This is a genomic window from Microbacterium saperdae, assembly GCF_006716345.1.
GTDB lineage: Bacteria > Actinomycetota > Actinomycetes > Actinomycetales > Microbacteriaceae > Microbacterium > Microbacterium saperdae.
Genome location: NZ_VFOX01000002.1, coordinates 1043924 through 1058387 on the forward strand (window position 1 = coordinate 1043924; position 14464 = coordinate 1058387).

Consider the following 14464-nt stretch of genomic DNA (forward strand, 5'->3'; position numbering starts at 1 on the left):
GCGTGGTGCGTGACGGGCGCCTCGGCGTCGGCATCATCGGTGCAGGTCGTGTCGGTCCGGTGATCGGGGCGGCGCTCGGCGGCGCCGGCCACGCCATCGTCGGCATCACGAGCGGCTCCGACGACGAACGTGCATCGGCCGTGCTGCCGGACGTTCCGGTCCTCGATGCGCTCGAGGTGGTCCGTCGCGCCGAACTCGTCATCCTCGCCGTGCCGCACGATCAGCTGCCGTCCCTCGTCGCCGGTATCGCCGAAGTCGGAGGCTGGCAGATCGGGCAGCTCGTCCTGCACACGGATCCCGCCTATGGCATCGAGGTGCTGCGTCCGGCCGCGGAGCGCGGGGCGATCCCGTTGGCCGTCCACCCCGCGATCACCTTCACGGGGACGTCGATCGACCTGCGGCAGCTTCCTGCGAGCTTCGCGGCCGTGACCGCCCCCGCCGCCGTGCTTCCGATCGCTCAGGCCCTTGCCGTGGAGATGGGATGCGAGCCCGTCGTGATCGCCGAAGAGGATCGTGCCGTCTACGCCGACGCCATCCAGACCGCAGCCGACTTCTCGCGCTCGATCATCGGCCAGTCGACAGCGCGGTTGCGGGAGATCGGCGTCGAGAATCCCGGCGGGTATCTCTCCGCACTGGTGCAGTCGACGGTCGAACGGGCGCTGCGCGAAGCATCCGACCCGCCTCCGCTCCTCTGATCTGACGTCGCTGGCGCGTCAGCGTCCGCCGGAGAAACCTCCGCCTCCGCCTCCGCCGGAGAAGCCACCGCCGAAGGATCCTCCCGAGCTCGACGAGCTGCTCGCCGAGGGCGCCGTATACGTCGCGGCCTCGTGCGATGTCATCGCGAACGCGGCCAGCTGCACACGCAGGTAGGGCGACGTGGGGTCGCCGATCCAGCCGGGGCCGCGCTGCTCCACCGAGTACGCGTACTCCAGCACGCGCCCCCATTCGTCTTCCATCCCGAACAGCATCGCGTAGGGGAGCAGGCGTTCGTAGACCAGGATCACGTTCGCCGAGCCGTCCTGACGTCGCTCGGCGCCGCTGTAGGACTGGAGCATGCGGAGTCGGTCCTCCTCGGCGACGCGGATGAACTCCTCGACGCCCTTCAGGTACTCGAGCTGTCTGGCGCCCTCGACCGTGAGCACGGTGTGCTTCGAGAACGTGTAGAAGCTCGAGATCAGCACGATCACCACGCCGAAGCCGATCGCGACCATCGCAGGAATCGCGGAGATCCGCCCGCTGATCACTCCCCAGAGCCCGAGGACGAGACCGACGGCGCCGATGGCGATCGCGCACCACTGCAGGATCATCGCGCCGCGGCTGCGCGCTGTCGTGGTGTACCCGCGGGTTTCCGCCGCGGCCTTCCCGCTCTGCTGCAGGGCCGCCATCCGCCCGGCGAAACTCTCGCTCGACGAAGGAAGCGCCGCGACGCCCTCGCTGTCCGCGCCGACGAACAGCGCGTCGAGCGCCTCGACGTCGAGCTGGTCGGGGATCCGCGTGCCCGGCAGTCTCCGCAGACGCGGCTGTTCGACGTCCGACCCCTCCTCGATGCGGAGCGTGCCGCGCACGGCGAGATGCACGATCTCGGCGGGGATCGGGTCCTTCGCGCCGGGGACGATCGCGGCCGCGAGCAGCGGAGGCATCGAATCAGGCACGTCGTATTGCGCGACGATGATCCCGTCGGCCGTGCGTCGGCGCCGCGCGGTGGCGGTCACCGCGATCCATCCTGCGACCGAGAGACCCACCGCTCCGACCGCGGCGACCGCGGGGCCGATGTCGGTCACCGCATTCGGCTGCCGCGCGGGGGCCTGTGCGGCTGTTCCCGGTTCGAAGCCGATGGCGACGGTCACGCCGTCGCCGGCTGCGCGCTCGCCGGATTCGACATGGAACACCGCGGTGTCGCCGTCGACCTCCGGCCCCTGGATCGGGCACTCCGCCGACGACCCCGAGAATCCGGTGTAGCAGCGTGCCGATCCGGTCAGATGCCCGCTGAGCGTGGCGTCGACGGCGATGTCGGCGCGGAACTCTTCGATGGCCTGCGTGCTGTCGAGCGGGAGGAGGTCCCAGTAGAACTCGTCGACGCCGTTGTCTGCGGCGAGGATGACGTCGCGCATCGAGTACTGGATCACGTAGGTGGTGAGCCCGTGCACGTAGTCGTCGTTCCCGGTGAGGATGAGGAGCACACCGTCATCCGTCTCGGTCTCGAACGGCACGTCGGCACCCGTCTCATCGGTCACGGACAGCACCGTGGTGTCGGTCCAGGCGCCTTCGTAGCTGGTGGGTAGTCCGCGCACGATCCCACGGTTCTGGTCGACCTCGGGGAACCGTGCGACCAGGGTCTCTGTCACCTGCATCCGGGAACGGCCGTCCTCGTCCAGGCCGATCTCGTACCGAGCATCCCACGACGCGTAGGAGAACGCGTTGACATCCTCCTCGGCGAGGAGAGCGGAGGAGGTGGGCGCCGCAGCGAGGGCCGGCGCGGTGTCCGGCGTCGTGGCCGCTGCCGCGGATGGCATCAGCGCGAGGCCGGAGACGGCGAGAGCGAGCGCAGCGAGCAGGCGGACGATCCGTGTGGCGACCATACTTCGAGGCTACCCAGGCGACGCCCACGAGTCGGCACCCGACCTCGGTAAACTGGACACGACTTTTCAAGGAGCCCCGCAATGACTGACGCGTCCGCCGCGCCCGAGCAGAACCCGAACGACCCTTCCACGGGCTCGGGTGACGACGACATCCACGAGCAGAAGGCCGTGCGGCTCGCCAAGCGCGAGCGGCTGATCGAGAAGCGCGCGGATGCGGCCGGCGGGGCGTTCCCGGTGGCTGTCCCCGTGACGCACACGATTCCGGCGCTCCGCGCGGAGTACGGCGAGCTCGAAGCCGGTGCCGAGACCGGCGTCGTCGTCGGCATCGCGGGCCGTGTGGTCTTCAGCCGCAACACCGGCAAGCTCTGCTTCGCGACGCTGCAGGCCGGCGACGGCTCCCGCATCCAGGCCATGATCTCGCTCGCGAACGTCGGCGACGAGTCGCTGGCGGACTGGAAGGAGTACGTCGACCTCGGGGACCACGTCTTCGTGCACGGAGAGGTCATCTCCAGCCGCCGTGGCGAGCTGTCGATCATGGCGGACGAATGGGCGATCGCCGCCAAGGCGATCCTGCCGCTCCCGAACGCCTACTCCGAGCTCAGTGAGGAGGGGCGCGTCCGCAGCCGCTACCTCGACCTCATCGTGCGTGAGCAGGCCCGCACCACCGTGCGTGCCCGTGCGGCCGTGAACGCGAGCCTGCGGGCGACGTTCTCGTCGCACGACTACCTCGAGGTGGAGACTCCGATGCTGCAGGTGCAGCACGGTGGAGCCTCCGCTCGGCCTTTCGTCACGCACTCGAACGCCTTCGACACCGAGCTGTACCTGCGCATCGCCCCGGAGCTGTACCTGAAGCGTGCGGTCGTGGGCGGCATCGAGCGTGTCTACGAGATCAACCGCAACTTCCGCAACGAGGGCGCCGACTCGACGCACAGCCCCGAGTTCGCGATGCTCGAGGCGTACCAGGCCTACGGCGACTACAACCAGATGGCCGCGCTCACGCAGGAGCTCGTGCAGAAGGCCGCGATCGCGGTCTCCGGCTCGACCACCGTGACCTGGGCCGACGGCACCGAGTACGATCTGGGCGGCGAGTGGGACCGCATCTCGATGTACGAGTCGCTCTCCACCGTCTCGGGTCGCACGGTCACGCCGCAGGACGCGGTCGAGGACCTGATCGCCTTCGCCGAGGCCAGTGGTGTCGACATCCCGCCGCAGGCCACGCACGGCAAGCTGGTGGAAGAGCTGTGGGAGCACTTCGTGAAGGGCGACCTCGTCCGGCCGACGTTCGTGATGGACTTCCCCGTCGACACCTCTCCGTTGGTGCGCGAGCACCGCTCGATCGACGGTGTCGTGGAGAAGTGGGACCTGTACATCCGCGGATTCGAGCTCGCGACCGGATACTCCGAGCTCGTCGACCCCGTGATCCAGCGCGAACGCTTCGTCGAACAGGCGAAGCTCGCCGCCCGCGGCGACGTCGAGGCCATGCCCATCGATGAGGAGTTCCTGCGGGCCCTCGAGCACGGCATGCCGCCGTCCGGAGGCATGGGCATGGGCATCGACCGGCTGCTCATGGCGATCACGGGACTCGGCATCCGCGAGACCATCCTCTTCCCCCTGGTCAAGTAGCGCTGCCGGCCGCAGCCGCACCGCCTCGCCGGAACGTCCATTCCGGCAGGACGGCGGCGTCGACCATCGTGCGCAGCAGCGCGGCAAGTCCGTACTGCGGGTCGATGTCGCGCACGAGGTCGAGGTAGTGGCCCGCATGGCTCGAGCGGCCCAGCGCCCATGACAGCCACGCCGCTGCCGTGAGAGGCCCCGGCCGACAGGCGCGCGGCGCGGCGGCGGCCGCGTACCGCACGACCTCGAGCGCCAGCCGGAGACGGTCGGGGTCCGGGGCGGGTCCCATGCCCAGGAAGACAGCGCCCAGATCGTCCGAGATCATGCGGCCATCCCGCGCGAACGCCAGCTGCGCCTGGAGCGTACGGATCCCGCCGTCGACGCCGGTCGCCCACTGCGCGAGGGCGACGTCACGGAAGACAGGTCGATCGAGGCACCACAGCAGGGCGCCTGTCGCGGACACCGGTGTCGCGTCGGGATGCTCGAGAAGCGCCTCGAAGAACGCCGGGATGTCGGCGAGTGCGGCGATCCCCGCGAGGGCTGCCGGGCCCTCCCTGCCGGTCAACGGACCGATCGCGTCGTGATCGAGCAGTTCGCCGATCTCGCGCAGTGCGCGGGCGACCCGTTCCTTTCTGGCGAGGTCGGCCACCGGCAGCGCTGTTCCCGCCAGCTGGTCGCCCGCGACATCTCCGAGCCCGGGTACCTCCGGCACGGGCGCGAGATCGCCGAGATCGCCCAGAAGCGGCTCATCGGCCAGATAGCTCGACCATCCGCGCGGCGTCACGCACAGGGCATCGACGATCCGGAGCCCCGCGTCCTCTGCGCGCCACAGCAGCTCGTCGACGGCGACCGCGACCGGCAGCACGAGCCCATCGGACGTGCTCTCCGGGCCCTCGTCGGAGTAGACGACCACGGCGACGGCATCCGTTCCGGACACACGGGCGATGAGGCCGACCGCGGCGTCGGCGTAGGCCTCGAGGTCGGTGTCGCCCGACGGGAGGTCGAGGCGCATCGCTCCGTGGGTACGGGAGCCCTGGAACGGCAGGAGAACGACGCTGCGGCGAGGGGTGAACCCGGCGAGGGCCGGAACGATGCCGAGGAAATCGGCGGAATCTGAGGCGCGGAGAACTGTGGTCATGACCCGAGTATCGGGGCCGTGGCGCAGTCGCCGGAGCGGAATCGGGCGATGTGGATGGAATCCGTCGCGGGCCGGAGATGGGGACGAAGAGTCGAGGAGGGCGATCGCCGCGTACCATGGGGGTATGGAGAATTTCTGGCTCGCAGTGGCATGGTCGCTCCTGCCGACCGTCGGCGTCAGCATCGTCTTCTTCATGGTCGTCCGCGGCATCCTCCGCTTCGACCGCACCGAGCGCAAAGTGCACGCGCAGATCGAGGCAGAAGAGCGCGCGGCGCGAGGCCTCCCTCCCCGCTCCTGAGCGAGGTCGCACCCATCGGCTACTGTGTAGCCAGCGCGCGGGAGACCGTGCAGACCTGTCGCGATCGTCGACGCAGGGGTGAGGGGACACGATGACCGCGGAGACCTGGGGATGGTGGATCGCCGCATTCCTCCTGGTGCTCGACCTCGTGATCCGTGCGACGGCGATCATCGTCATCCCGCGCAATCGTCGACCCACCGCCGCGATGGCCTGGTTGCTCGCGGTGTTCTTCATCCCTTTCGTCGGCGTCTTCCTCTTCCTCCTGATCGGAAACCCTCGCCTGCCGCGTGCGAGAAGGCGCAAACAGGATCAGATCAACGAGTACATCGCCGAGACCAGCGAGAACCTCCACTTCGGCACCCTGCGTCCGAATGCTCCCGCATGGTTCGGGCCCGTCGTGCAGATGAACCAGAAGCTCGGAGCACTGCCGCTCTCCGGCGACAACGGGGCGCACCTCATCTCGGACTACCAGGAATCGCTCGACGAGATGGCGGAGGCCATCCGCACGGCGCAGGAGTACGTGCACGTCGAGTTCTACATCCTGCAGTCCGATGAGGCGACCGACAACTTCTTCCGGGCGCTCGAAGAGGTCTGCGCGCGCGGCGTCGAAGTACGCGTGCTCCTGGACCACTGGGCGAACCGGTGGAAGCCGCGCTACCGCGAGACGGTGCGCCGCCTCGACGCGATGGGAGCCGACTGGCACCTGATGCTGCCGGTGCAGCCGCTGAAGGGGCGCATGCAGCGTCCCGACCTGCGCAACCACCGCAAGCTCCTCGTCGTCGACGGCGTGGTGGCTTTCCTCGGCTCGCAGAACGTGACGGACTCGACCTACAACCTCCCCAAGAACATCAAGCGCGGTCTGCACTGGGTCGATCTGATGGTCCGTCTCGACGGCCCTGTCGTGCTGAGCGTCAACGCGATCTTCGTCGCCGACTGGTACAGCGAGACCGACACGGTGCTGGAAGGCATCGACATCACGCACGCCGACATCGGCTCGGGCGACCTCGACTGCCAGGTCGTGCCCTCCGGCCCCGGGTTCGAGGTCGAGAACAACCTCCGCCTGTTCCTCGGGCTGCTGTACGCGGCGAAGAAGCGCATCATGATCGTCAGCCCGTACTTCGTCCCCGATGAGGCTCTGTTGCTGGCGGTCACGGCCGCCGTCGATCGCGGCGTCAACGTCGAGCTCTTCGTGTCGGAAGAGGGCGACCAGGCGATGGTCTACCACGCGCAGCGGAGCTACTACGAGGTGCTGCTCAAGGCCGGCGTCCGCATCTGGATGTACCGCAAGCCGTACATCCTGCACACCAAGAGTCTGACGATCGACGACGAGGTCGCGGTGATCGGGTCCAGCAACATGGACATGCGCTCGTTCGGTCTGAACCTCGAGGTCTCGATGCTCGTCCGCGGCGAGGAGTTCGTCACGGAGATGCGTGAGGTCGAGGACAAGTACCGTTCCCTGAGCCGTGAGCTGACGCTGGAGGAGTGGATGCAGCAGCCGCTGCGCTCCACCGTGCTCGACAACCTCGCGCGGCTCACCTCCGCCCTGCAGTAGCCGCACGCGCAGGCCGTTCTCCTGCGGCGCCCGCGTGCGACCCTCGGATACGACGATGCCGCGGGAACCAGCTCAGCGCTGACTCCCGCGGCATCGCGGTGGGGGATCAGATCACTCGGCGACGGGGATCGCCTGTGCCTTCAGGGTCGAGATCGTCGACTCCTGGGCGGACTGCAGCGACTCGAGCAGGGTGCCCTGACCCGTGACCGCCTTCTGGAAGCCGTCCGACACGTCGGCGTAGGTCTGCGTCATGGTCGGTCCCCACACGAAGTCGGGGTTGACCTGCGACGCGGCCTCGGCGAAGACGTCGTAGATGGCCTGGCCGCCGTAGAATTCGACGCCCTCCTTGAGCGATGCGAGGTTCAGCCCGTCGGTCGTCGCCGGGTAGATGTTGGCCGACTTGTTCAGTGCGGTCAGCGCCTCGTCTGAGGTGTTCAGCCACAGCGCGAACTTGGTGGCCTCGTACAGGTGCTCGGTGCCCTTGAAGACCGCGACCGAGGAGCCGCCCCAGTTGCCCGAGCTCTTGCCGCCCTCTTCCCACTGCGGGGATGCCGCGACGGACCACTTGCCCGCGGTGTCAGGCGCGCCGCTCGCGATGGAGTTGGCACCCCAGACGGCGGAGTTCCACGACCACACCTCGCCGGAGTTGTAGGCGTTGTTCCACTCCTCGGTCCAGGCCGGGTACGTGGAGACGAGGTCCTCGTCGAGGAGCTCCTGCCAGTACTCCGCGACCTGCGTGGTCGCGTCGCCGGTCAGGTCGACGGTCCACTCCTCACCGTCGTTGGCGAACCAGCCGCCGTTGTTCTGCCACACGAAACCGGCGAACTGGTTGATGTCGGCGGTGGAGAAGTTGGTGATGTATCCACCGGCCGCACGGATCTTCACCGCGGCGGCCTTGTACTCCTCCCACGTGGTGGGGACGTCGATGCCGTTCGCCTCGAACAGGTCGGAGCGGTAGAAGAGCGCCATGGGACCGGAGTCCTGCGGGATGCCGTAGACGCCGTCCTCGCTGCCGAGGGTGACCTGGCCCCAGGTCCACGGGATGAACTCGTCTTCCGCAGCGACGACGTCCTCGCACGCGGAGAGGTCGGCGAGACCGTCCTGCACGCGGAAGCTCGACAGTGCGTCGTACTCGATCTGGCCCAGGTCGGGAGCGTTGCCGGCCTTGAGCTGGCTGAAGAAGCTCTGGTAGGTGCCGGAGTTGCCGTTCGGTCCGGTCTGGACCTTCACCTGGATGTCGGGGTTCTCCTCGTTCCACATCGCGGCGACGTCTTCGATGCCGGGGATCCACGACGTGAACTCCAGCGTGACCTTGCCGTCCGCGGGGGTGCAGGTGGCAGCATCCGTGCTGCCTTCCGTGCCACTGCCTGCCGCGCATCCCGCCAGCGCGATGGCGCTGAGCAGTGCGACGCCGGTGGCGACTGCCCTCTTGGTGTGCTGCATGATCTTCCTCTTTCGGTGGGGTGTTTCGGGTTTACAGGGAGACCGCCGGGGCCCGGCGGCGGAGGTCATTTCACCGAGCCGTTGCCGAGACCGCTCTGCCAGAAGCGCTGCAGCATCAGGAACGCGATGATGAGCGGGATGATCGACAGGAACGACCCGACGAGCACGTAGGTGCGCAGCTCGGGGATCTGATTGAGCTGGGTGTTCCACGCGAACAGTCCGTAGGTGATGGGGAAGAGCTCCTGGCTGCGCAGCATGATCAGCGGCAGGAAGAAGTTGTTCCAGATGGTGACGAACTGGAACAGGAACACGGTGATCAGCGCCGGTGTCATCAGCCGGACCGAGATCGTGAAGAACGTGCGCACCTCGCCGGCGCCGTCGAGGCGCCCCGCCTCGATGAGCTCGTCGGGCACCGACGCCGAGGCGAAGATGCGCGTCAGATACACGCCGAACGGGCTCACGATGCTCGGCAGCAGCACGGCCCAGAACGTGTTGGTGAGATTGACCTGGCTGAACAGGAGGAACAGCGGCAGCGCGAGTGCCGTGGCCGGGACCAGGACACCGCCCAGCACGACGTTGAAGAACAGTTCCCGGCCGGGGAACGTGTACTTCGCCAGCGCATAGCCGCACATGCCGGCGAACACCGTCGCGAGCAGGGCGCCGAGCCCGGCGTAGCCGATGCTGTTGAGGATCCAGCGCAGATAGATGCCACCGTCGTAGGTGAAGAGGTCGCCGATGTTCTCGAACAGGTTCCAGTCGGCGAACCAGAGCGGAGCCGTGGTGAGCAGATCGCCGCGGTCCTTGGTGGAGGCGATGAAGAGCCACCAGATCGGCGTGAGGAAGTACAGGGTGAAGACACCCATGATCAGCATCGCGGCGCCGCGCGAGATGAGGCTCTCGCGAGGCCCGCGGGGGTTCAGATCGTCGGCGGTCGCGCCGCGCTTCAGAGTCAGCATGCTCATTGCTCAGCCTTCCGCTGGGAGATCTTCAGGAATGTGAACGACAGGATGAACGTCGCGAGCGCCAGCACCACGGAGAAGGCGGCTGCGAGGTTCGTGTTCGGGATCGAGTTGGTGGCGTAGATGGTCATGTTCGGGGTGAAGGTGCTCGACACGGCCGCGCTGAACGAACGGAAGACCTGAGGTTCGGCGAGGAGCTGGAAGGTGCCGATGATCGAGAACACCGTGGTGAGCACGAGCGCAGGTGCGACCATCGGGATCTTGATGGACCAGGCGATGCGGATCTGACCGGCGCCGTCGAGACGGGCGGCCTCGTAGACCTCGGCGGGGATGGCCAGCAGCGCGGAGTAGATGATCAGCATGTTGTAGCCGACGAAGACCCAGGTGACGACGTTCGCGATCGACCACAGCACCATCTCCGGGGAGAGGAAGTCGATCGAGCGGGTGACGTCGGTGAACGGCGACAGGTTGGGGGAGTAGAGGAAACCCCACATGATCGCGGCGATCACGCCGGGAACCGCGTACGGTGCGAAGAACGCGAGACGGAAGAACTTCTTGCCCTTGAGCACGGGGGAGTCCAGGAGCAGGGCGAACAGCAGCGCGAGGCCGAGCATCACCGGCACCTGGATGACGCCGAACAGCAGCACGCGGCCCACGGACTCCCAGAACGGGGCATTGGCGAACACGTTGGCGTACTGGGTGAGTCCGCCGAACACCTGCTGCGGCTGACCGTATGTGCCCTCGCGCTCGACGACGAGCAACGACTGGTAGATCGCGTACCCGATCGGGATCAGGTAGAAGAGCAGGAAGAGGACGCCGAACGGGCCCGCGAAGAACGTGATCGCTCCCTTGTGCGGGGTGAATCGACGACCCGGTTGCTTTCGCCCCCTCCCTGACTCGGTGACGAGCAGCTGTGTGGCGGTCATGCGATCGACTCCTCTCGAATGATGCGCACGGCTCCGGCGGGCACGACGACGTGCCCCCCTGCCGCGGTCTCGGTGACCAGGTCGAGGCCGGTGGCTTCGACGGTCACCTCCGCGGCGCCGTGGTTGACGATGAACAGGTAGGAACGGTCGGCGCTCCGGCGGCGCACGAGCTCGAGCGTGCCGAGAGCGCCGATGACGGATGCCGGGGGTGCGAGGTCGACCTCGGCGGCGATGCGCGCCATCAGGTCGCGGTAGGCGTCGGCGGTCGGGAGGGTGGCGAGGTACCAGGCAGTGCCTTCGCCCCAGGTGTTCCTGGTGATCGCGGGGGAGCCGTCGGCGGCACCTCCGTCGAACGAGGCGACGACCTCGGCGGTGGTCACGCGTCCGCGCTCCGACCACAGTCGCGCATCGGATCCGTCGCTCAGGTGCACGGTGGTCTCGGCGGCCACGGGGGCGAACTCCTCGATGCGCACGCCGAGGGCGTCGCGGAAGGGGCCGGTGTAGCCGCCCGTGTAGATGCGATCCTGCTCGTCGACCGTGCCGCTGGAGAACGTGATCAGCGCCGTACCTCCGCTCGCGATCCAGTCGGTGATCACGGCGGCGTCCTGGGTGCGCACGAGGTGCAGGCCGGGCACGACCACCAGTCGGTAGCCGTCGAGGTCGCTGCCCGGGCGGACGACGTCGACCGTGATGCCGAGGTCGTGCAGCGCCTTGTACGCGGCGTGCATCTGATCCAGGTAGGCGATCGCGTGGCTGGGGCGGGCATCGGCATCGGCGGCCCACCAGGATTCCCAGGAGAAGACGATCGCGGCGTGAGCCTCGACCCGCGAGCCGGCCACCTCCGACAGTCGTCCGAGCGTGGCGCCGAGCGCTGAGACCTCACGCCAGACGGCGGTATCGGTGCCGGCATGCGGGAGCATCGCGGAGTGGAACTTCTCGCTGCCCTGCACCGAGGCGCGCCACTGGAAGAAGCAGATGCCGTCCGCTCCGCGGGCGACGTGGGTGAGCGAGTTGCGCAGCAGCTCGCCGTCACCCTTGGGGAGGTTGAGCGGCTGCCAGTTCACGGCGCCCGTGGAGTGCTCCATGAGCAACCACGGTGCGCCCTGGGCGAGACCGCGGGTGAGATCGGCGTTGAAGGCGAGCTCGGAGGTGGGGTCGGCGAGGCGGTGGTCGAGGTAGTGGTCGTTCGCCACGATGTCCATGTCATCGGCCCACGACCAGTAGTCGAGGTTCTCGATGTGCGTGGTGACCATGAAGTTGGTGGTGATCGGACGGGGGCTGAGCGGGCGGATGACCTCGGCCTCGGCCCGGTAGTAGTCGATCAGCTGGTCCGAGCTGAAGCGGTGGAAGTCGAGGGTCTGCCCGGGGTTGCGCAGCGACAGCGTGGCGCGGGGCGGGAGGATCTCGGCCCATTCGCGGTAGGTCTGACTCCAGAAGGAGGTGCCCCACGCCGTATTGAGGGCGTCGATGTCCTGGTACCGCTCGCGCAACCAGAGGCGGAAAGCCTCGGCGCTCTCGTCGCAGTAGCAGAGGGCGTTGTGGCATCCGAGCTCGTTCGACACATGCCACAGCTCCACGGCGGGGTGCTCTCCGTAGCGGCGTGCCACCTGCTCGACCAATGCGAGCGCCGCGGTGCGGAAGATCGCTGAGCTGGGACAGAATGCCTGACGTCCTCCGGGGTAGCGTCGTGTGCCGTCCTCGACCATCGGCAGGATCTCGGGATGCGCCGTGGTCAGCCAGGCCGGGGGAGAGGCGGTGCCGGTGCCGAGGTTGACCCGGATTCCGGCGGCATGCAGTCGCGCGACGATGTCGTCGAGACGCGCGAAGTCGTACTCACCCGCGCGGGGCTCGATGTGCGCCCAGCCGAAGATGTTGATCGCCACGAGGTCGACGCCGATCTCCCGCATCAGAGCGATGTCCTCGTCCCACACCTCGGGAGTCCACTGCTCCGGGTTGTAGTCGCAGCCGAAGGCGATGCCGTCGTGGGTGAAGGGCCGTGCGGGGGTGATCATGCGCTCCTCGGATCTGTGAACGTGCACAGTCCGAAGCGCTAATTCTCGGCGCTGAGATTCTGTGAACGTGTACAGAGTAAACATCCCGACTCTGCGGTGTCAACAACAACCCCCATCTGTGTGCGTGCACATACGATGGGTCCGATGAGCAACGAGCGGAGGCACCGGGCGACGGTCAAGGATGTCGCGACCGAAGCCGGAGTGTCCCGGGGCACGGTGAGCCGGGTCCTCAACGGCCAGCCCTATGTGTCGAGCGAGGCGCGCGCGGCGATCGAGGCCGCCATCGCGAAGGTCGGATTCGTGCCGAACCGGGCGGCCAGAAGCCTCGTGATGCAGCGCACGCAGGCCATCGGCCTGATCGTGCACGAGCCGCACTCCCTCTTCATCGAGGACCCGAACATCGGGGCGATCCTGCTGGGCGCCAATGCGGCGCTGTCCGAGGCCGACTACCAGCTGTCGTTCCTGATCGCGGATTCAGCCCGAGACATCGAACGCCTCGCCCGCTATCTCACCGGAGGTCTGATCGACGGGGTCATCGTCGTCTCCGCCCGGGAGGGGGATCCGATCACGAAGGCGATCGCACAGCTCGACCTCCCCGCGACATTCGTCGGGCATCCGCACGACATCGGCGACGCGGCCTATGTCGCGATCGACAATCGCGGAGCCGCGCGTGAGATCACGCGCCGTCTGGCGGCGACAGGGCGGCAGCGCATCGGCATGATCGCGGCTGCGCTGGATCGCGACTCCGGGGCCGATCGCCTGGCCGGATTCGTCGACGCCCGCGGCAACGACTTCGATCCGCGTCTCGTCCAGCGCGTCCCGCTGTACTCCTATGCCGACGGACAGGCGGGCATGCGTGCGCTGCTGGAGACGTGTCCCGACATCGACGGGGTGTTCGCCGCGAGCGACGCGGTCGCGGCGGGGGCGATGGATGTGCTGCAGGCGGCGGGGAAGAGCATCCCGCAGGACGTCGGCGTGGTCGGCTTCGACGACAGCTCGTGGGCGCTGCGGTGCGATCCTCCGCTGTCGACCATGAGGCAGTCGGCGAACGAACTGGGCCGTGCCGCCGCCGAGTCGGTGCTGGCGCAACTGCGCGGCGAGAAGCCGTCGACGGAGAGCCGGATTCTCGAGTGCACCGTGGTGTGGCGCGAGTCCGCCTGAGGGGTGCGCAGAGCACACCCCGCCAGTACCCTGGGGGCATGACTTCCCCGCTGCGTGTCCTCACCTCTGTCGCCGGCGTCTTCGCCGCGGCGCTGCTCGTCGCCGGCTGCACGGCCGGTCCCGGCTCCCAGACACCGACGAGCTCGCCGGCGCCGAGCGCCGACAGCAATGATGACGCGAATGACATCGAGGGAACGATGCTCGACGACGGCCGTATGTTCGCGGTCATCACGTGGGGGTCGTCGACCTGCGTGCCGGTCGTCGGTGACGTGACCGGATCCGGCCAGAACGTGACCGTGACACTGGTCGAGCCGGAGGCGACAGACGGCGCGGAGAAGGCGTGCACCGCCGACATGGCCCCGCGGGCGAGCGTGGGAGCGCTGCCCGAGGGCATCGACCCGACCGCAGATGTCACGCTGCAGGTGACCTACGGCGACATCGTCGAGGACGTCGATCTCGACGGCAACGCGGCCTTCGCGGGCAAGCCGGGCACGTCGACCGAGTACACGCCTTCCGCCGGCTGGTTCGACGACAGCAGCCTCGTGCTGCTGACCTGGGGCTCGTCGTCGTGCGCGCCGGTCGTCGAGTCGCTGGAAGGTTCGGGCAGCTCCGGCACGGTGACCTTCGTGACCGATGAGAACCAGGTGTGCACCATGGACATGGCTCCTCGGGCCACGATCGTCAGCTTCGGCGATGACGAGATCGACGAGGACGGCTTCACGCTCACGCTCGTCGGCGGCGGACTCGAAGGCGACGTCAAGGTCAGCTGACCCGCAGGGGGC

12 protein-coding genes are annotated in these 14464 nt (G+C 68.0%); 6 read left to right on the forward strand and 6 right to left on the reverse strand.

Annotated elements, in window-relative coordinates:
• Positions 1-2 precede the first annotated feature (2 nt).
• Complete coding sequence (locus FB560_RS19550) at positions 3-695, forward strand: DUF2520 domain-containing protein (protein WP_141874370.1); 693 nt, start codon at positions 3-5, stop codon at positions 693-695.
• An 18-nt stretch (positions 696-713) separates the two neighbouring features.
• On the opposite strand, the gene FB560_RS19555 is transcribed toward FB560_RS19550, so the two are convergent.
• Positions 714-2579, reverse strand: coding sequence for a DUF2207 domain-containing protein (locus FB560_RS19555; RefSeq protein WP_141874371.1), 1866 nt, complete (start codon positions 2577-2579; stop codon positions 714-716).
• Between the two features lie 81 nt (positions 2580-2660).
• On the opposite strand from FB560_RS19555, the gene lysS reads away from it, so the two are divergent.
• Entirely contained in the window at positions 2661-4202 is a 1542-nt protein-coding gene (gene lysS / locus FB560_RS19560) for a lysine--tRNA ligase (RefSeq protein ID WP_141874372.1), read from the forward strand.
• Here the strand turns inward: lysS and FB560_RS19565 are convergent.
• A complete protein-coding gene (locus tag FB560_RS19565; RefSeq protein WP_141874373.1) occupies positions 4195-5331 on the reverse strand; it encodes a DUF4192 family protein in 1137 nt (378 codons plus the stop codon). The two genes, lysS and FB560_RS19565, sit on opposite strands and share 8 nt — an antisense overlap.
• Positions 5332-5455: 124 nt before the next feature.
• Here FB560_RS19565 and FB560_RS20765 point away from each other — a divergent pair, with 124 nt between their 5' ends.
• Positions 5456-5629: a hypothetical protein gene (locus tag FB560_RS20765; protein WP_170198223.1), complete on the forward strand. Its 174-nt coding sequence runs from the start codon at positions 5456-5458 to the stop codon at positions 5627-5629.
• 91 nt (positions 5630-5720) lie between these two features.
• A complete protein-coding gene (gene cls / locus FB560_RS19570; protein WP_141874374.1) occupies positions 5721-7181 on the forward strand; it encodes a cardiolipin synthase in 1461 nt (486 codons plus the stop codon).
• 111 nt (positions 7182-7292) lie between these two features.
• Here the strand turns inward: cls and FB560_RS19575 are convergent, their stop codons facing one another.
• The 4 genes from FB560_RS19575 to FB560_RS19590 all read right to left on the reverse strand — a co-directional run bounded on the left by FB560_RS19575 (position 7293) and on the right by FB560_RS19590 (position 12521).
• A complete protein-coding gene (locus FB560_RS19575) occupies positions 7293-8624 on the reverse strand; it encodes an ABC transporter substrate-binding protein (RefSeq protein WP_141874375.1) in 1332 nt (443 codons plus the stop codon).
• A 65-nt stretch (positions 8625-8689) separates the two neighbouring features.
• Entirely contained in the window at positions 8690-9586 is an 897-nt protein-coding gene (locus FB560_RS19580; RefSeq protein WP_141874376.1) for a carbohydrate ABC transporter permease, read from the reverse strand.
• On the reverse strand, positions 9583-10509 hold the full coding sequence (locus FB560_RS19585; RefSeq protein ID WP_141874377.1) for a carbohydrate ABC transporter permease: 927 nt from the start codon (positions 10507-10509) through the stop codon (positions 9583-9585). The genes FB560_RS19580 and FB560_RS19585 overlap by 4 nt, the downstream gene beginning before the upstream one ends.
• Positions 10506-12521, reverse strand: a complete 2016-nt coding sequence (locus tag FB560_RS19590; protein ID WP_141874378.1) for a beta-galactosidase — start codon at positions 12519-12521, stop codon at positions 10506-10508. Before FB560_RS19590 ends, FB560_RS19585 begins: the two co-directional genes overlap by 4 nt.
• Before the next feature lie 144 nt (positions 12522-12665).
• Here FB560_RS19590 and FB560_RS19595 point away from each other — a divergent pair, with 144 nt between their 5' ends.
• Together FB560_RS19595 and FB560_RS19600 are read left to right on the forward strand one after the other, a co-directional pair.
• Entirely contained in the window at positions 12666-13682 is a 1017-nt protein-coding gene (locus FB560_RS19595; RefSeq protein WP_141874379.1) for a LacI family DNA-binding transcriptional regulator, read from the forward strand.
• Between the two features lie 38 nt (positions 13683-13720).
• A complete protein-coding gene (locus FB560_RS19600; protein WP_141874380.1) occupies positions 13721-14452 on the forward strand; it encodes a hypothetical protein in 732 nt (243 codons plus the stop codon).
• Positions 14453-14464 lie beyond the last annotated feature (12 nt).